The 18,188-nt window shown below is 70.7% G+C and carries 14 protein-coding genes and 2 pseudogenes; 8 read left to right on the top strand and 8 right to left on the bottom strand.

What is annotated here, in order from left to right:
- Window positions 1-168: 168 nt before the first annotated feature.
- Together GLX30_RS28560 and GLX30_RS28555 are read right to left on the bottom strand one after the other, a co-directional pair.
- Complete coding sequence (locus GLX30_RS28560) at window positions 169-2,793, bottom strand: ABC transporter permease/substrate binding protein (protein WP_159693656.1); 2,625 nt, start codon at window positions 2,791-2,793, stop codon at window positions 169-171.
- Entirely contained in the window at window positions 2,786-3,943 is a 1,158-nt protein-coding gene (locus GLX30_RS28555; protein ID WP_159693654.1) for a glycine betaine/L-proline ABC transporter ATP-binding protein, read from the bottom strand. Before GLX30_RS28555 ends, GLX30_RS28560 begins: the two co-directional genes overlap by 8 nt.
- 261 nt (window positions 3,944-4,204) lie before the next feature.
- Between GLX30_RS28555 and GLX30_RS28550 the strand changes: the two genes are divergently transcribed.
- Window positions 4,205-5,110: a 5'-3' exonuclease gene (locus GLX30_RS28550; RefSeq protein WP_208545612.1), complete on the top strand. Its 906-nt coding sequence runs from the start codon at window positions 4,205-4,207 to the stop codon at window positions 5,108-5,110.
- A gap of 61 nt (window positions 5,111-5,171) precedes the next feature.
- Window positions 5,172-6,023 carry a siderophore-interacting protein gene (locus GLX30_RS28545; protein WP_208545500.1) on the top strand — a complete coding sequence of 284 codons (852 nt, stop codon included), beginning with the start codon at window positions 5,172-5,174 and terminating at the stop codon, window positions 6,021-6,023.
- A gap of 158 nt (window positions 6,024-6,181) precedes the next feature.
- On the opposite strand, the gene GLX30_RS28540 is transcribed toward GLX30_RS28545, so the two are convergent.
- The gene (locus tag GLX30_RS28540) at window positions 6,182-6,805 is read right to left on the bottom strand and encodes a MerR family transcriptional regulator (protein WP_159693650.1); all 624 of its coding nucleotides are present in this window, start codon (window positions 6,803-6,805) and stop codon (window positions 6,182-6,184) included.
- Between the two features lie 175 nt (window positions 6,806-6,980).
- On the opposite strand from GLX30_RS28540, the gene GLX30_RS28535 reads away from it, so the two are divergent.
- The 4 genes and pseudogenes from GLX30_RS28535 (at window position 6,981) to GLX30_RS28520 (ending at window position 9,815) form a co-directional block, all read left to right on the top strand.
- Window positions 6,981-7,937, top strand: a complete 957-nt coding sequence (locus GLX30_RS28535; protein WP_244258515.1) for a hypothetical protein — start codon at window positions 6,981-6,983, stop codon at window positions 7,935-7,937.
- Window positions 7,934-8,388, top strand: a pseudogene (locus GLX30_RS28530) (ABA4-like family protein). The gene GLX30_RS28535 and the pseudogene GLX30_RS28530 overlap by 4 nt, the downstream one beginning before the upstream one ends.
- 96 nt (window positions 8,389-8,484) lie before the next feature.
- Complete coding sequence (locus tag GLX30_RS28525; protein WP_159693648.1) at window positions 8,485-9,069, top strand: sigma-70 family RNA polymerase sigma factor; 585 nt, start codon at window positions 8,485-8,487, stop codon at window positions 9,067-9,069.
- Window positions 9,066-9,815, top strand: coding sequence for an anti-sigma factor (locus tag GLX30_RS28520; protein WP_159693646.1), 750 nt, complete (start codon window positions 9,066-9,068; stop codon window positions 9,813-9,815). Before GLX30_RS28525 ends, GLX30_RS28520 begins: the two co-directional genes overlap by 4 nt.
- 307 nt (window positions 9,816-10,122) lie before the next feature.
- Here GLX30_RS28520 and GLX30_RS28515 read toward each other — a convergent pair whose 3' ends face one another.
- Window positions 10,123-11,382 (bottom strand): class I SAM-dependent methyltransferase, encoded by a 1,260-nt coding sequence (locus GLX30_RS28515; RefSeq protein ID WP_244258306.1) that lies wholly within the window; start codon window positions 11,380-11,382, stop codon window positions 10,123-10,125.
- 344 nt (window positions 11,383-11,726) lie between these two features.
- Between GLX30_RS28515 and GLX30_RS28510 the strand changes: the two are divergent.
- Window positions 11,727-12,708, top strand: a pseudogene (locus GLX30_RS28510) (ADP-ribosylglycohydrolase family protein).
- Window positions 12,709-12,743: 35 nt separating this feature from the next.
- Window positions 12,744-13,139: a nuclear transport factor 2 family protein gene (locus tag GLX30_RS28505; RefSeq protein ID WP_159693642.1), complete on the top strand. Its 396-nt coding sequence runs from the start codon at window positions 12,744-12,746 to the stop codon at window positions 13,137-13,139.
- 295 nt (window positions 13,140-13,434) lie between these two features.
- Here GLX30_RS28505 and GLX30_RS28500 read toward each other — a convergent pair whose 3' ends face one another.
- The 4 genes from GLX30_RS28500 to GLX30_RS28485 form a co-directional block, all read right to left on the bottom strand.
- Entirely contained in the window at window positions 13,435-16,263 is a 2,829-nt protein-coding gene (locus GLX30_RS28500) for a DEAD/DEAH box helicase (RefSeq protein ID WP_159695298.1), read from the bottom strand.
- A 162-nt stretch (window positions 16,264-16,425) separates the two neighbouring features.
- Window positions 16,426-17,382, bottom strand: coding sequence for a twin-arginine translocase subunit TatC (gene tatC / locus GLX30_RS28495; protein WP_244258305.1), 957 nt, complete (start codon window positions 17,380-17,382; stop codon window positions 16,426-16,428).
- Window positions 17,383-17,429: 47 nt separating this feature from the next.
- Complete coding sequence (gene tatA / locus GLX30_RS28490; protein WP_159693640.1) at window positions 17,430-17,723, bottom strand: Sec-independent protein translocase subunit TatA; 294 nt, start codon at window positions 17,721-17,723, stop codon at window positions 17,430-17,432.
- Between the two features lie 246 nt (window positions 17,724-17,969).
- Window positions 17,970-18,167 carry a hypothetical protein gene (locus GLX30_RS28485; RefSeq protein WP_159693638.1) on the bottom strand — a complete coding sequence of 66 codons (198 nt, stop codon included), beginning with the start codon at window positions 18,165-18,167 and terminating at the stop codon, window positions 17,970-17,972.
- Between the last annotated feature and the right edge of the window lie 21 nt (window positions 18,168-18,188).

Below are 18,188 nucleotides of genomic sequence, written 5' to 3'. Positions count from 1 at the left end.
CCTGTCTCACCATACGCACCATCCGTCCACCCGTACTCGACAAGCGCACGAGCGAAGGCCTGCGGGCGGGCCGGAGCCGGGTGGAACAGGTACCGGAAAGGGGTGGGTCCCGCCGAGTCGGCGGGACCCACCCCTTCGGTGGAGCGTCCGGGCGGAGGGGTCCGGACGTTACCGGGGTGCGATCTCGTCCGCGATGCCCGGATTCTTCTCCATCCAGGCCTTCACGGCCTCCTCCTCGTGCCCCGTGCCGTGCTTCTGGATCTCGTTCTCCAGGCCGGCGAGCTGCTTCTCGCTGAGCTTGAAGTCCTTGAACCACTTCGTGAGCTGCGGGTACTGCTTCGGGAAGTCCTTGGAGGCGACGGTGTGGATCTCGTCGCCCTCGCCGAAGGATTTCTTCGGGTCCGCGAGCTTGGTGAGGTCGTACTCGCTGTAGGCCCAGTGCGGGGTCCACAGCATGACCGCGATCGGCTCCTTCTTGGCGTACGCGCGCTTCAGCTCGGCGAGCATGCCCGGCGTGGAGCTGTCGACGACCTCGAACTCGTCCTCCAGGCCGTAGTCCGGCAGGACCTTGTTCTTGAGGATGTTCATGGTCTCGGTGCCCGGCTCGATGCCGACGATCCGGCCCTCGAAGTCGTCGCCGCGCCCCTTGAGGTCGTCGAGGGAGTCGACCCCGTCGACGTACGAGGGGACGGCGAGCTCCAGCGAGGTCGGTCCGTACCAGGAGCCGAGGTCGGTGAGTCTGTCGCCGTACTTGTCCCAGTACTTCTTCTGCGTGGTCGGCAGCCAGCCGTCGAACTGCACGTCGATCTGGCCGCGGGAGAGAGCCGTGTACATCGGGCCGACCTCGAACTGCTTGAGGTTCATCGTGTAGCCGCGCTCCTCGAGGACCGCCTTCCACAGGTAGGTGGCGGCGATGTCCTCCTCCCACGGGAACCAGGCGACGTTCAGGGCGCGGTCACGCTCGTCTTTGCCGCCCTTCGCCGCCTTGCCGGTCTTGCCGGCGGGGGCCCACGTGTCGGCGAGATCCGGATTGTCCCCGAGCCAGGCGCGGACGGCTTCCTGCTCCTTGCCCTTGCCGGTCTCCTGGATCTTCGCCTCGAGACCGGTGAGCTGCTCCTCGGTCATCTTGAAGTTCTTCAGCCACTTGCCGACCTCGGGGTACTCGGCGGAGAAGCCCTTGCGCGCGAGGGTGTGCACGCCGTCGCCCTTGCCCCAGGAGCCCTTGGGGTCGCCCAGCTTCTTCAGGTCGTAGGTGCTGTACGCCCAGTGCGGCGACCACAGGGTGGTGACGATGGGCTCCTTCTTGTCGTAGGCGCGCTTCAGCTCGGCCAGCATGCCGGGTGTGGAGCCGTCGACGACCTTGTACTCGCCCTCGAGGCCGTAGTCCTTCAGGACCTTGTCCTTGAGGATGCCCATCATCCCGGCGCTCGGCTCGATGCCGACGATCCGGCCCTTGAACTCCCCCGACCGGCCCTTGAGGTCCTCGAGGGAGTCGACGCCCTTCATGTACGAGGGCACCGACAGCTCCAGCGAGGTGGGGCCGTACCAGGAGCCCAGGTCCTCGAGCTTGTCGCCGTACTTGTCCATGTAGGAGGCATGGGTGACCGGCAGCCAGGCGTCGGTCTGGAAGTCGATCTGGCCGCCGGCGAGGCCGGTGTAGAGCGAACCGGCCTCCAGCTGCTTGGTGTCGACCTCGAAGCCGCGCTGCTCCAGCAGTTCCTTCCAGAGGAAGGTGGAGGCGATGCCTTCGTCCCACGGGATGTAGCCGATGGAGACCTTCCTGCCGTCGCCGATCTCCGACGCGCCGGCGGCGGTGTCCGACTTGGCCCCGCCGAACATGCCCATCCCTCCGGCGACGAGGGCGAGGACGACGATGCCGGCGACCGCGACGGCGGGCTGCGGGCGGTGGTCCCGGATCTTCAGCCCTCCGGCCATGGCGCGCGCCTTGGCGAGCGCGCGGCGGCCCAGCGGCGAGACCTGGCTGCCCAGCGCACCGGTCATCCGGTCGAGGTACATGGCCAGGATGACGATGGAGACGCCGGCCTCGAAGCCGAGGCCGATGTCGACGTTGCCGATGGCGCGGTAGACGGCGCCGCCGAGGCCGCCGCCGCCGACCATGCCCGCGATGACGACCATGGACAGGCCGAGCATGATGACCTGGTTGATGCCGGCCATGATCGTCGGCAGGGCGAGCGGGAGCTGCACCCGGACGAGGGTGTTGCGCGGGGTGGTGCCGAAGGCCTCCGCGGCCTCGACGAGCTCCTCGTCGACCTGGCGGATGCCGAGCTCGGTCATCCGCACGCCGGGCGGGAGGGCGAAGATGATCGTGGCGATGATGCCGGGGACCACGCCGACGCCGAAGAAGATGATGCCGGGGATCAGGTAGACCATCGCGGGCATGGTCTGCATGAAGTCGAGCACCGGCCGGACGATCGTGCTGACCGTCTTCGACCGCGAGGCCCAGATGCCGAGCGGGACGGCGATCATCAGTGTCACGAGGGTGGCGACGAGCACCAGCGACAGGGTCGACATGGCGTCTTCCCACAGTTCGATGGAGTCGATCAGCGCGAAGCCCGCGAAGGCGAGGACACCCGCGAGCAGGCCGCGCAGCCACCAGGCGACGACCGCGAGGATGCCGGCGAAGAGCAGCGGCGCGGGAGCCGAGAGCGCCGCGTCGATGCCGTCGTACATCCCGGTGACGAGCGAGCTGATCGCGTCGAACAGCCAGGACAGATGGCGCTGGAGCCAGTCGACACCGCTGTCGACCCAGTCGCCGAGGTGGATCCTAGGCACTGGCCACCGCCTTGCCCGCCGGAGCGGCGGACTTCGCGGGGGCGGGCGTGGGCTGCGCCGGCACGGCCGGCGGCGCGGTGGGCGCCATCGGCTCGCCGAGGACGGCGAGGAGACGGGCCCTCGGTACGACGCCGATGAGCTCGCCCTCGTCGTCGGTGACGGCGACGGCCGTACCGCTGGTCGAGCAGGGCGTGAACAGCTCGATGATCGGCGTTCCGGCGGGGACCGTGGCCGGCGCGGCGGCCAGCACGTCCGTGGCGTTGCGCATGACCTTGCCGCTGTCCGTCTTCGTGCCGTACGCCGTCTCCGGGTCGGCCATGATCGCGCCCGCGGTGAGCACACGGGAGCGGTCGACGTCCTGGGTGAAGGAGGCGACGTAGTCGTTGGCGGGGGTGACGAGGATGTCCTCGGCGGTGCCGAGCTGGACGATCCTGCCGTCGCGCATCACCGCGATCGAGTCGCCGAGCCGCATGGCCTCGTTGAGGTCGTGGGTGATGAAGACGATGGTCTTCTTCAGACGCTTCTGGAGCTCGAGGAGCTGGTCCTGCATGTCGCGGCGGATCAGCGGGTCGAGGGCGCTGAAGGACTCGTCCATCAGCAGCAGGTCGGCGTCGGTGGCGAGCGCGCGGGCGAGGCCGACGCGCTGTTGCATGCCGCCGGAGAGCTCGTCGGGCCAGGAGTTCTCCCAGCCGCCGAGGCCGGCCAGCTCGAGGGCCTCCGCGGCGCGCTTGTCGCGTTCGGCGCGGGGGACGCCCTGCACCTCGAGGCCGTAGCCGGCGTTCTCGAGGACGCTGCGGTGCGGGAAGAGGGCGAAGTGCTGGAACACCATGCTGATCTTGGTGGAGCGCACGGTACGCAGGTCGCGGGGGCTCAGAGCCGTCAGGTCCTCACCGTCGAAGAGGACGCGTCCGGCGGTCGGCTCGAGGAGCCCGTTGAGCATGCGCAGCAGGGTGGACTTGCCGGACCCGGACAGCCCCATGACGACGAATATCTGGCCCGGCTCGACGGTGAAGGAGGCGTCGATGACCGCTGCGGTCGTTCCGTCGGCGCGCAGCTCGTCGCGGTCCGCGCCGCCTTCGAGCCTGGTCACCGCTTCATCGGGTCGTCTGCCGAACACCTTGTACAAGTGCTCGGCCTGCAGCCTGGACACATACACCTCACGGGTCGAACCGGAAACGGCCCGCCACCCCCGCCGGCAGACCGTGGAACGCGACGGGGTCTGCCCGCTTGCCCGGTGCAATTGTTGAAATCACAACCGGGTTCGCTCCGGCTCCGCGCCTCCCCGGGCGTTCAGAAGTCAAACTGAAGTGTGACCCAGTTCACCTTTCCGGCACCTCCGGAGGTGCCGGCTCGGACTGCGGGCCGCCTGTCGGTGGGGTGCGGCATCATCGTCCCTGTGATCCGACGCCTGATGCTCCTCGACACCGCTTCCCTCTACTTCCGGGCCTACCACGGAGTCCCCGACTCGGTCCGGGCACCCGACGGCACACCTGTCAACGCGGTGCGCGGGCTCATCGACTTCATCGCACGGCTGGTCCAGGACCACCGCCCGGACGATCTGGTCGCCTGCTGGGACAACGACTGGCGGCCCCAGTGGCGCGTCGACCTCATCCCCTCGTACAAGGCACACCGGGTCGCGGCCGAACACGACCAGGCCCCGGACGAGGAAGTGGTCCCCGACACGCTCACCCCCCAGATCCCGGTGATCGAAGCCGTACTGGCCGCGGTCGGTATCGCCCGCGTCGGCGCCGACGGCTACGAGGCGGACGACATCATCGGCACGCTCACCACGCGGGCCACCGGTCCGGTCGACATCGTCACCGGCGACCGCGACCTGTTCCAGCTGGTCGACGACGCGCGCGAACGCCGGGTGCTGTACCCGCTCAAGGGCGTCGGCACGCTCCAGACGACGGACGAGGCGTGGCTGCGCGAGCGGTACGGCGTCGACGGGCCCGGCTATGTGGAGCTGGCGCTGCTCAGGGGCGACCCGAGCGACGGACTGCCCGGCGTGCCGGGCATCGGCGAGAAGACCGCCGCCAAGCTCCTCGACACCTACGGCGACCTGAACGGGATCATGACGGCCGTCGGCGACCGAGGCTCCAAGCTCACCCCCACGCAGCGCCGGAGGCTGGACGAGGCCAGGGCCTACGTCACCGTCGCCCCGAAGGTCGTCAAGGTCGCCTCCGACGTGGCGCTGCCCGAATTCGACGCCGCACTGCCGAGCGCGCCCCGCGACCCGGTGGCCCTCGACCGGCTGACGGAGCAGTGGGGCTTGGGCGGCGCGATGGTCCGGCTGCTGAACGCCCTGAAGCGCTGAGCCACTGGACGAGGTGTTAACTTAGGTAAGCCTAAGCACCGATCCTCCAGGGAGTAACGCCGTGGCAGACCGAGCGGAACGTCCGGCCCGCACGTCACCGAAGGTCCATGAGGCGCAGGTGGTGCGCACGGAACAGATCACTCCGCACATGGTGCGGGTGGTGCTCGGGGGCGAAGGGCTGGCCGCCTTCGAGCTCGGCGACTGCACCGACCACTACGTGAAGCTGATCTTCCCCGCCGACGGCGTCACATATCCGGAGCCGTTCGACCTCGACCGGATCCGCGCGGAGTTCCCGCGCGACCAGTGGCCCGCCAACCGCACGTACACCGTGCGGTCCTGGGACGCCGCGCACCGCGAGCTGACGATCGACTTCGTCGTCCACGGCGACCAGGGACTGGCCGGCCCGTGGGCCGCCCGCGCCCGCCTCGGCGACACGATGCGCCTCCTCGGCCCCGGCGGCGGTTACGCCCCGGCCCCGGACGCGGACTGGCACCTGCTGGCGGGCGACGAGAGCGCACTGCCGGCTATCGCTGCGTCGCTGGAGCAGATGCCGGCCGGCGCTGTCGTCCACGCCTTCGTCGAAATCGACGGCCCCGCGGACGAGCAGAAGACCGCCACCCCGGACGGGGTCGGCATCACCTGGCTCCATCGCGGCGACCGCCCGGTCGGCCAGGCACTCGTCGACGCGGTGACGGCACTGGACTTCCCGGAGGGCAAGGTCTGCGCTTTCGTCCACGGCGAGGCGGCGTGCGTCAAGGAACTGCGCCGGCTGCTCCGGGTGGAGCGGGGCGTGCCGAAGGAGCAGCTGTCGATCTCGGGTTACTGGCGCCTGGGCCAGACGGACGAGGCGTGGCGCGCGGTGAAGCGCGAGTGGAACGAGCAGGTGGAACGCGAACAGGAGCGCGGCGCCTGAGGTTTCGCGCTGGGCGGGCTGCGTCCGCGGCGCGGGAGCGTGGCCGCCGCGCGGGGCCGGCCCCCGACCCGATGCAGCGGGAAGTGGGGGTCCCCCCACGGCCGCCAGGCCGTAGGGAAGGGTAGGGGAAACAAGCCCGCCGCAGGCGCACGCGACCGTCACCCCTCTCCGTACGCCCGCGACGACCCGTCCATCTGCGCCAGACGCCGCAGCGCCGCCAGCATCGCGTCCCCGATCACCGTGCCGACCACCACTCCCTCCACCAGGTCGTCGAGACCGATGTGCCGCGCCACGTGGGCGAGGTCCGCGCGGGCCACCGTCTCCGCAGCGGACGCGTAGTCGTCGAGCACTTCGGCGAACGCGCCGTGCCCCACCCGTTCCAGCGCCGCCAGTGCCTCCGTCAGCGCCTCCGCCGCGGGGTGGGCCGCGTCCACGCGCCAGCCGCGGCGCGTGATCAGTTCGCGGACCTTCTCGCGGGCGGCCGGTGACTCGTCGCCGGCCGCGTACCTCGGCACAAGTCCGTCCGTGGCCGTGCCGAGCACCTTGTGGACCGACTTGTCCGGGTCGTCGACGGCCCCGAGCACGTCCCTGATCGAGGCGACGGAGAGTCCGCCCACCTCCAGCAGTGCGCGGATCAGCCGGAGCCTCCGTTCGTGCGCGTCGGAGTAGCTCGCCTGATTCGGACTGGTCAACTCCCCTGCGGACAGCAGTCCTTCGCGTACGTAGTACTTGATCGTCGGTACCGGCACCCCGGTCCTGCGGCTCAACTCACCGATGCGCACTGCGCGTTCACCCTTCGCCTCTTGCCATTCCCGGCCACCATCATAGATAGTTTCACTATCTGATAGCGGTAAGCGCCACTATCCATAACTCCCCGGGGGTACCTCCATGTCTTCTTCCGCGTCCTCTCCACCCTGGCTCTCCTGGAACCGGCCGCTCATGCTGTTCGCCGCCTCGATGGCAGTGCTGACCGTCATGACCGCCGTGGGAGTTGCGGTGGACGACCGTCTCGTCGCCGGATCACCGGTGTGGTTCAAGCCCTTCAAGTTCTCGGCCTCGTTCCTCGCCTACGCACTCTCGCTCGCCTGGATGCTGTCGTTACTGCCCCGCTTCCGGCGCGCCGGCTGGTGGGCCGGCACCGTCGTCGCCGTCACCGGCGCGATCGAGATGATCCTGATCGCGGGTCAGGCGATGCGCGGCAGGCGCAGCCACTTCAACAACGAAACGCCTTTCGACAAGGCGCTGTTCGACACGATGGCCGTGACCGTCGTCGTGCTGTGGGCCGCCGCTCTGGTCATCGCCGTACTGCTGTTCCGCAGCGGGCCCGCCGACCGGGCATCGGCCTGGGCCGTCCGATTCGGTTCCGTGCTCTCGCTGGCCGGTGCCCTGATCGGGTTCCGCATGGCGCGGCCGACGCCCGAGCAGCGCGCGGAGGCGGAGACACGGGAGCCGGAGGTCGTCGGGGCACACGCTGTCGGAGTGCCGGACGGCGGACCTGCGATGCCGTTGACCGGCTGGGAGATGACGGGCGGTGACCTGAGAGTGCCTCATTTCGTGGGGCTGCACGCGCTCCAGGTGCTGCCCTTCGTCCTGCTCGCTCTGGTCGTGTTCGCCCCGCGTTTCGCCCGACTGCGTGACGAACGCGTCCGGTTGCGGCTGGTTCTCGTGGCATCGGGGACGTACACCGGGGTCTTCGCCCTGGTGACGTGGCAGGCGCTGCGCGGGCAGGCCCTGGTCCGCCCGGACGGGGTGACGCTCGCGGCCGTGGCCGTCCTCCTTCTCGCCGCGGCGGCCGGCACCTGGGCGGCGCTGCGCGGGACCACCCCACCCGTCGGCGGGACCGGCCGGACCAGCAGAACCAGCGGGACCAGCAGGACCAGCGGGTCGGACACACACAAGGAGCTCGCGACATGACCGGATTCCTCTTCGAACTGTCCTTCTGGCTCGTCGCCCCCGTCTGGCTGCTGATGATTCTCGCGCCGCACCTGCGGCTCACGGCCCGCGTCGCGGCATCACCCCTGACCGTCGTGCCCGTACTCCTCGTCCATCTCACCATGGCGATCCCGGTGTTCCCCGAACTGTTGGCCGCGGTCAGCAGTCCCGACATCGACCTGTTCCGTGACCTCACCGCCCGTGCGAACGGTGCGGGCGCCGTCTGGGCACAGGTCATCGCCTGGGATCTGCTGCTCGGCCAGTGGATGTACCGCGAGGCACGGCGACTCGGCGTCCACCCCTTGGTGATGGGGCCCTGCTGGTGCTGACGATCCTGCTCTCGCCGATCGGTCTGCTCATTTTCCTCGTCGTGCGGGCCACCCGCACGGCACACCGCAGCCCGGCCGGCGGCGGGGCACTCGCTCGGTCGTGACACCATGCCGCGGACCGCACCGATCCGCCGGGCGTCCGGCTACGAATGCCCGGTGGAATGTCCCTTCGACGCGTCCGCACCGTGGAGGATCGCCGCGTGAAAGCAGCCGTACACATCGGTGGGCCCGCTCCTGCCGGCCCTGATCTCCAGGAACTGCTCGGCCTGGTGGCCAGAGGCGACCAGAACGCCTTCTCCCAGGTGTACGACGCGGTCGGCGGCAGCGTCCTCGGCCTGGTCCGCACGGTACTGCGGGACCCTGCCCAGTCGGAGGAGGTGGCGCAGGAAGTGCTGCTCGAGGTCTGGCGCTCGGCCGCCCGCTACCAGCCGTCCCGAGGCTCCGCGATGACATGGATCCTCACGCTCGCCCACCGGCGGGCCGTCGACCGGGTGCGGTCGGCGCAGGCCGCCGCCGACCGCGAGCGGCGGGCGGCGCTGCTGGAGCGTACGCCCGCGTACGACGAGGTCACCGAGCAGGTGGACGCCCGGCTCGAGCGTGAGCAGGTACGGCGCTGTCTGCGCACCCTGACGGAGCTTCAGCACGAGTCGGTGACCCTCGCCTACTACCGCGGGCTGACGTACCGGGAGGTCGCCGAGCTGTTGTCCGTGCCGCTGGGCACGGTCAAGACCCGCCTGCGTGACGGACTCATCCGGCTGCGCGACTGCCTGGGGGTGTGCGCGTGAACACCGGTGATCTGCACCTGCTCACAGGCGCCTATGTGCTGCACGCGCTGCCGCCCGGGGAGCTCGCCGACTTCGAGCGGCATCTTCCGGGCTGCCCGTCGTGCTCCGAGGAGGTACGCGAACTGGCCGCCACCACGGGCAAGCTGGCCTCGGCGGTCGCCGTCGCACCCCCACCGGTGCTCAAGCAGCGGGTGATGGCCCGCATCGCCGCGGAGCGCCAGGCGCCGCCGGTGGTGCCGCGCCAGAGCAGACGCGGCAGCACGCGGCGCCGGCGAGCGCTGTCCCGATTCGCGCTGGCGGCGAGCCTCGCGGCGGCCGCGACACTCGGCTCTGCGGCCCTCTGGCAGTACCAGGAGGCGCAAAGCGCCCGCGACGCGGCGCAGCGTACGGAACGCCGGGCGGCGGACCTGGCCTCGGTGCTCGCCGCCCCGGACGCCAAGGTGGTATCCGCCGGGCTCTCGGAGGGGGCGACCGGCACGGTGGTCGTCTCACGGGCGCGGAACAAGGCCGCGTTCCTCGCCGCGGGACTGCCGAAACCGACCGAGGGCAAGGTGTACCAACTCTGGTTCGCCGACGGCGGTTCCATGAGGTCCGCCGGTCTCATGGACGGGTCGGGCGCAACGGCGGCGGTGGTCATGGAGGGGCCGCTCGACGGCGCGTCGGGCATCGGCATCACCGTCGAACCGGCAGGTGGTTCCCCGCAGCCGACCTCCGACCCGCTGGCCCTGATGACGCTGCCCGCCTGACCGGCCGGCGGGGGTGAGGCCCCGCCGGCCGGTACACCGGTACACCGACGCACCGGCCTGTGGTTCCGAGGCGGTCGGCGGTGGACGTGGGCGGTGAGCCTCGCGGGCCGGCGGCGAGGGGCCCGCGGGCCGGTGCCGGGGCACCGGCCCGGCCCCGTGGGGCAAACGCTCCCCGACCCAGGCGCCACCCCGCCCGGGAGCGGCGCCTGGGTGGGGGCGCGGCGGGCCCGTGCCGGACGGGCAAACGCTCTCCGGCCCGAAACCCGGGCCGGTTCACGCCCGGGCCGAGCGCCCCCGAGACCCGGTCCTAGCCCGCCGCCCCCTCCGCGGGCTTGGTGAGCTGGAGCTGCTGTACGTCAAGGGCTCCGGACCGGAAGCCTGCCTCCGCGTGAGCCAGGCAGAAGTGCCACAGGCGGCGGAACCTTCCGTCGAAGCCGAGGGCGTCGGCCTCGGCCGCGCGGGCGGTGAACCGCTCGCGCCACAGCCTCAGTGTCTCCGCGTAGTGCTCGCCGAACCCGTCCCGTGCGGTGACGCTCAGCCCCGTGAACCGGTCGGTGAACTCCTCCAGCGCCTGAGCCGAAGGCAGCGGCCCGGCAGGACAGATGTACTTCTGCGCCCACCTCCCCTCGGCACGGGTGGCGGGCGTCCGCTGCTGCGGCATCGTGACGGCCTGGAGAGCGACCCGTCCGCCGGGCGCGAGCAGCCGGTCCAGCATCATCAGGTACTCCGGCCAGAACCCGGCGCCCACGGCCTCGACCGTTTCCACGCCGACGACGGCGTCGTACCGGCCGAGCACCCTGCGGTAGTCCCGCAGCAGAACGGTCACACGGTCCCCCACCCCTGCGGCGCGCACGCGCCGCGCGGCAAGCGCGTGGTGTTCGGCGGAGTGCGTCACCGTCAGGACACGCGCGCCGCGGGCGGCGGCCCGTATCGCGAGCTCGCCCCGGCCGCTGCCCATCTCCAGCAGCTGCGTGCCGGGGCCCACGTGTGCCAGGTCGAGCAGCCGGTCGATCTTGCGATGCTGGGCGGCGTTCAGCAGCTGGTGCTCGGCGGGGAATCCCCGGAAGAGGGCGCAGGAGTAGGTCAGTGTCTCGTCGAGGAAGAGGGAGAGCAGTTCGTGGGCGGCATCGGCCCGCGCGGCCTTGGGGGTGTGGTCGCGCCGGTCGGGCTCCCCGGCGCGCCGGGCGCCGCGCGGCCGCGCCTCCAGCGCCTCGGGGACAAGCGCGTCGGCGTGTTCGGCGAGCACGGTGAGTACACCGACGAGGTCGGTGGCGTCCCACTCGCCCGCCGTGTAGGAGTCCTTGAAACCCGCGAGCCCGTTCACGCCGGTGCGGCGGAAGAAGGACTGCGGGTCGTGCACCTCCACCAACGGCCCGCCGCGACCGACGGGTTGCGTGGTCCCCTCGAGCCGGATCCGCAGCGGCAGCCGGCCGATCGTGTGCCTCATGCGCCTTTCCACTGCCGCCGCGCGCAGCCAGGAGGACTTGGGGAGGCGAGCGACGTCGGGTCGGCGGCGCGGGTCGACGGACGCCGTTCGCGGAGTCGCGGAAATGACGGGCACGCTCACTGGACACCCTCCTGAGGGAGATGCGGTGACGGGTCGGAAGGGCGGTCGACGCGGGCGGGGTCCGTAGCCGTGGCACCGTGGGCAGGCACGGACGGGAGGACGTGGACCCGTCCGGCCACCCCGCCGCTGTCCGTCATGGCCCTGCGCCTGCGTTGCACTGCGGCCCCTCTCCCCACCGGGCCGGCCTCGCGCCGTCCTCAGCCGCTATTCGCGGCCGGGGCTTGCCCGGATTGGTGTCCGGCAGATCTTTTGCCGACCGGCTGCGAACTCCCTGCTCCTGCCCAAGTGGCCGGGTCCGCCGCGCTCCTGCCCAAGTGGCCTTGTCCGCCGCATAGCCTGCCGGGATGACGGACGAGCACCTTGAGGCCCGCACGAGCCGCGCCATCGGCGCCGTCGTCGGCTCCGCGGTCGGCGACGCCCTGGGCGCGCCGTTCGAGTTCGGTGAACCGGGCGTGTTCCGGGCCCACTTCCCCGACGGGGCCGGTGAGATGTGCGGAGGCGGCGGCTGGGATCCCGGCGAGGCCACGGACGACACGCAGATGGCGGTGCTGGTCGGCGAATCGCTCCTGGAACAGGGCGGGCTGGAGCCGGCGGACCTGTTCCGCCGGTTCCAGCGCTGGTCGGCGGGCGAGCCCAAGGACATCGGGCTCCAGACGGAGCAGGTCCTGACCAGTGGTGACCCGTGGGACACGGCCGCGGGCTGCACTTCGCCATGACCGGGCGGGCTGCTGGGAACGGCTCGCTGATGCGCGCGGCCACCTCCGCGGTGTACTTCGCCGGAGCGGGTCGCCGGGCGACCATGGACGCTGCGCGCCGTATCGCGGCCCTCACCCACGGCGACCGGGCGGCCTGGGAGGGCACGGCTGTCCTCCACGAACTGATCCGCGTCGCGCTGGACGGCGCGGACCCGTCGGCCGCGGTCCCCGAGACCCTCCGGCACGTCCACCCGGACCACCGTGCACGCTGGTCGACGGTCCTGTCGCCCGGCTGGCATCCCGACGACGCCACCGAGTTCAACGGCGCCGTCTGGCCTGCTCTCGGCTCCGCGCTGTGGGCGCTGCGACCACCAGGTCGTTCGAGGAGTCCATCGGGGCCGCGATCGACCTGGGTGGCGACACCGACACCGTCGCGGCGGTGACGGGGGCGCTGGCGGGCGCGGTCCATGGCATCGAGGCGGTCCCGGAACGGTGGACGGCACCGCTGCACGTGCCGCTGCCGGGCTTCGGCGACCGGGTGCTGCGGTGCCTGGAGCTCATCGCCCTCGCCGTCGCCCTGGCCGAAACCCCGTCCGTGGACAGCCGCCAGGACCCGGCGGATGATGGATGAAAAGGGAAATTCAGTGACGGAAGGTGTGGATCACCATGTCCGAGCACCCGGACTGCGCCCTCGTCCGCCAGGGTTACACCGCCTTCGTCTCCGGTGACATGGAGACTCTTGGCACCCTGATGACGGCCGATGCCGTGTACCACGTCCCCGGCCACAACCCGCTCTCCGGGCACCACAAGGGCCGTGAGGCCATCCTCGACCTGTTCCGGCGTATGGGCGAGGAGACCGACGGGACCATGCAGATCCAGCTCGAGGCGGTGCTCGCAGACGGGCGCGGACACGTCATGTCCTTCCACACCTCCCGGGCGGACCGCGGCGACCGGGGGATCGAGATCCGTGAAGGACTCTTCTTCACCATCGTGGGCGGCAAGGTCACCGATATCGACGAATGCACGGAAGATCTCGACGAGATGGACGCCTTCTGGAGCTGATACGGCCCGGGCTGCGCCCACCAGGAGCTGACGGCCGAGGCCGTCCAGCGGTCCGGCCGTTCACGTGCGCGGCCGCCCGACCCGGCACGTGGACGGCCGGGTGAGCGGCGCCTTGTCGTACGAACCGCTGCCGGGTGAGCGGCGCCTTGTCGGACCGAATGGAGCCGGGTGAGCTGCCCCGTCGGACCGCAGGGTCAGCCCACCTCGGACCAGTCAGCCCAACCCGCTCGGGACCGCGAGAGTAGCCCCGCCCACCATCTGGGACCGCAAGTGTCGGTCCGCTCGGGCCCTGACGTCAGCCCACCGAGCTGTACGCCACCACGCCGCGCAGCAGCGCGTCGACCGCCTTGCGGGCGTTCTTCGACACGGTGCTGTTCTCCCGGGGCGCGGCCGCCGCGATCTGGCCGAGAACGTCGATGACCTGCTTGCACCAGCGCACGAAGTCACCGGCCGGCATCCCGACCTCGCCGAGCACCTCGTCGAGCCCCTTGTCGGAGGCCCACTGGTGGGCGGCCCAGGCGAAGCCGAGGTCCGGCTCACGCTGTCCGACGCCTTCCGCCTGATTGATCCTGAACTCTTCCTCCAAGGCGTCCAGTCGGCCCCAGATGCGGACCATCTCGGCGAGCGCCACCTTCGCCTTCCCGGCCGGGACCTTGGGGGCGACCGCGTCGTCCGACTGGCGTGCCTCGTACACCAACGCCGAGACACAGGCGGCCAGTTCCGCCGGGTTCAGTCCCTCCCAGACGCCTTCGCGCAAGCATTCACTGGCCAGCAGGTCCAGTTCGCCGTAGAGCCGTGCCAGACGCTTGCCGTGCTCGGTGACCTCGTCGCCACGGAGGTAGTCCATCTCCGTCAGCAGGGCCACGATCCGGTCGAAGGTCCGCGCGATGGTGTTCGTACGGCCCTCGATGCGGCGCTCCAACTGCCGGGTGTCGCGCTGGAGACGGAAGTACCGCTCGGCCCAGCGGGCGTGGTCCTCGCGTTCGTCGCAGCCGTGGCAGGGGTGGGCGCGCAGTTCGGCGCGCAGCCGGGAGATCTCTCGGTCGTCCGCGGCGGCCGACCGCCGCTTGCCGTGCCGGTCGGGCACGATGTGCCCGGCCTTGGTGCGCAGCGCAGAGGCGAGATCCCGACGCGACTGCGGGGAACGGGGGTTGAAGGACTTCGGGATGCGCATCCGCTCCAGCGCCTCGACCGGCACCGGGAAGTCGATCGACGCCAGCCGCTTGACCTGCCGCTCCGAGGTGAGGACCAGCGGCCGCGGCCCGTCGTGGTGCTCGAGGCCGCGGTGGCCGTTCGTGCGGCCTGCCGGCAGCCCCGGGTCGAGGACCAGTGCCAGCCCGGCGAACTTGCCCGTCGGGACATGGATGACGTCGCCCGGCTTGAGTTTCTCCAGTGAGGTCGCAGCGGCGGCCCTGCGCTGGGCGGCGCCCTGCTTGGCCAGCTCGGTCTCGCGGTCCTTCAACTCGCGGCGCAGCCGTGCGTACTCGGTGAAGTCGCCCAGGTGGCAGGTCATGCCCTCCCGGTAGCCCTCGAGTCCTTCCTCGTTGCGCTGCACCTGCCGGGAGATGCCGACGACGGACTTGTCCGCCTGGAACTGCGCGAACGACGTCTCCAGCAGTTCCCGTGAGCGGTGCCGGCCGAACTGCTGGGTGAGGTTGACGGCCATGTTGTACGACGGCTTGAAGCTGGAGCGCAGCGGGTACGTCCGCGTGCCGGCGAGCCCCGCCAGCGCCTCCGGGTCCATCGCCCGCTGCCACAGGACCACCGCGTGGCCCTCGACGTCGATGCCGCGGCGCCCGGCGCGGCCGGTCAACTGGGTGTACTCGCCGGGGGTGATGTCCGCGTGCTGCTCGCCGTTCCACTTGACGAGCTTCTCCAACACCACGGAGCGGGCAGGCATGTTGATGCCGAGCGCCAGTGTCTCCGTGGCGAACACGGCCTTCACCAGGCCCCGGACGAACAGTTCCTCGACGACTTCCTTGAAGGTCGGCAGCATTCCGGCGTGGTGCGCGGCGATGCCCCGCTCCAGGCCCTCCAGCCACTCGTAGTAGCCGAGGACATGGAGGTCTTCGCCGGGGATGGAAGCCGTCCGGTTCTCGACGATCTCGCGCACTTCTCTGCGCGCGTCCTCGTCGTTGAGCCGCAGACCGGCGTACAGGCACTGCTGTACGGCGGCCTCGCAGCCCGCCCGGCTGAAGATGAACGTGATGGCGGGGAGCAGGCCCTCGGAGTCGAGCCGGTCGATGACCTCGGACCGGGCGGGGGTCCAGATGCGGCTGCGCTGACGCCGCTCGCGCTCCCTGTCGGCCTCGCGCACCATCTTCCCGCGGCGCCTGTCGCGCGGGTTGTAGGTGCGGCTGTTCTCCATCCTGGCCAGGCGTACGAGATCGGGGTTGACCTCGCGGCGGGCGACGCCGCGGCCGCCGTGGTCGGTCTCCTCCTCGAAGAGGTCGTACATCCGCCGTCCAGCGAGGACGTGCTGCCACAGGGGCACGGGCCGGTGTTCGGAGACGATGACCTCGGTGTCGCCGCGGACGGTGTCGAGCCAGTCGCCGAACTCCTCCGCGTTCGAGACGGTCGCGGAGAGTGACACCAGCGTCACCGACTCGGGGAGGTGGATGATCACCTCCTCCCAGACGGCGCCGCGGAAGCGGTCGGAGAGGTAGTGCACCTCGTCCATGACGACATGGCCGAGGCCCAGCAGCGACTGGGAGCCCGCGTACAGCATGTTGCGCAGCACCTCGGTGGTCATGACGACCACCGGAGCACCGGAGTTGACGCTGTTGTCGCCGGTCAGCAGCCCGACCTTCTCGGCGCCGTAGCGCTTGACCAGGTCGGTGTACTTCTGGTTGGAGAGCGCCTTGATGGGCGTGGTGTAGAAGCACTTGCGGCCCTGCTGGAGGGCGAGGTGGACGGCGAACTCGCCGACGATCGTCTTGCCCGAGCCGGTGGGCGCGGCGACGAGCACGCCCTTGCCCGCCTCCAGGGCCTGGCATGCCTCGATCTGGAAGGGATCGAGGTCGAAGTCGTACATCGCTCGGAAGGGGGCCAGCGCGGTGGCCTCCTCGGCGGCGCGGACGCGGGCGGCGGCATAGCGCTCTGCGGGAGAGAGGTCCTCGGTCATCTTGTTCACGAGCCTACCCGCCCCCTCTGACACTGAGCGGATCTTTAATCGGACGAGAGCACCTACCGCTTGGAGTACCCGCGGGGGCCTGCGCCGATGCATACGCGGGCGGGGCCCGCCGGATCGGCGGGCCCCGCTCACGGGCCTGATGGCGATCGCGCCTCAGGTGATGTCGTCGTAGCCGTTCAGGCGGTTCGTGCGGCCGCCGTCGGCCTCGCCGGTGGCCTGCTCGGGAAGCGCGCGGGCCGTGGCGGCGACGGGCTCCACCTCCCCGAGCGCGGCCGGCGTGAGATCGAGGTCGGACGCCTCGTCGTCGTCGAGTTCCGCGTCAGGGTCGTTCCGGCGCCGGCGCCGGTCGTTGAGCATCGAGAACCCGACCGCACAGAAGTACAGCAGGATGATCGGCCCGGAAAGGGCGACCATGCCCAGCGGGTCGGTCGAGGGGGTGGCGATCGCGCCGAAGACGAAGATGCCCATGACGGCGCCGCGCCACCAGCCGAGCATCCGCCGACCGGTCACCATCCCGGTCAGGTTCAGCATGATCAGGAGCAGGGGCAGCTCGAACGAGAAACCGAAGATCAGCACCATGCGGACCGTGAAGTCCAGGATCTTGTCCACGCTCAGCAGGTTCTCGGCGGGCGCGGGCGTGATCGAGAGCAGGACCTTCATGCTCACCGGCATGACGAGGTAGGCGAAGTACGCGCCGCCCGCGAACAGGGGCGCGGCCGCGGCGGCGAAGTAGTAGCTGTACTTCTTCTCGTTCTTGTGCAGGCCCGGCGCGACGAAGGCCCACATCTGGTAAAGCCAGACGGGGCAGGACACGATGATGCCCGCCATCAGCACGACCTTGACGGTCGTGGTGAACGGCGACAGGAGGTCGGTGTAGACGACCCTGGCGCAGACGCCGCCCTTCTGGGGGCCGTCCCCGACGCACTCGGGCACCGGTGAGGTGAGGAACTCCATCAGCTCCTGGCTGTACGCCACCGCGGCGACCGAGGCGATGACGATCGCCAGCATGGCCTTCGCGAGCCGGTTGCGGAGCTCACGAAGATGGTCCGCGAGCGGCATGCGCCCCTCGGGGTCCTTCTCCTTCTGTTTCGAGCGGGCAGGCTTGAGCAACCCACGTCCTCATCTCGTGCGGCAGGCCACGGTCACGTGACCTTGGGTCAGCGCTGGGGGGTGTCGGTGGGCTCGCTCACGGGGCGGGCGCTGGTGACGTCGCCGGGCGCCGCCTGGATGGTGCGGTGCGGGGTCTGGCTGTCGCCCTGGGCCGGGTCCTTGGGCTCCGCGGGGGCCGCGGCGGGCTGGCCCTCGGACTTCATCGCCTTGGCCTCGCTCTTCAGGATCCGCGCCGACTTGCCGAGCGAACGCGCCATGTCCGGAAGCTTCTTGGCGCCGAACAGCAGCAGGATGAGGAGGGCGATGATGATGATCTCGGTGGGCCCGATCTGTCGGAACATAACTGTGTCTACCTTCTCACCGAGGCGGCTTGGGGCTCTGGCTGCTGACCGCGGTAGGACAGGCGTCCGAACCGCGACCGGCAGCGATCGTAACTCGCACGGGTAAACGCATGGCAATCCCCGTGCGTACTCCCGTCAGCGGTCGGCGCCTCATCACCGGTGCCGCCACCAGCAGCGTACCGCCAGGGCCTGCGCCGCAGCAGGGGGCGTCCGCGGTCTCCGGCGGGGCTCGAGCGTCACGTCCGCTCAGCGGAGAGTCTCGCCGGAGCGGGCCAGGGACGTGGCGGCCCGCTCCAGGTCCTCCGCGGCCTTGTTGATCCGGTCCGTGGTGCGGGCGACCTCGCTGCCCAGACGCCGGGCCTCGATGAAGACCCTGATACCGAGGACGCCGAGGACGGCGATCCCGAAAAAGCCGAGCGCGATGGCGAGCATGGGCCAGAACATGCGCAGAGCCTAGACCGTTCC

Origin of the sequence: Streptomyces sp. Tu 2975, from assembly GCF_009832925.1 — a bacterium.
Classification (GTDB): domain Bacteria; phylum Actinomycetota; class Actinomycetes; order Streptomycetales; family Streptomycetaceae; genus Streptomyces.
Note: the sequence above shows the minus strand (reverse complement) of the source record. Positions and strands in the feature narration are given on the sequence as shown.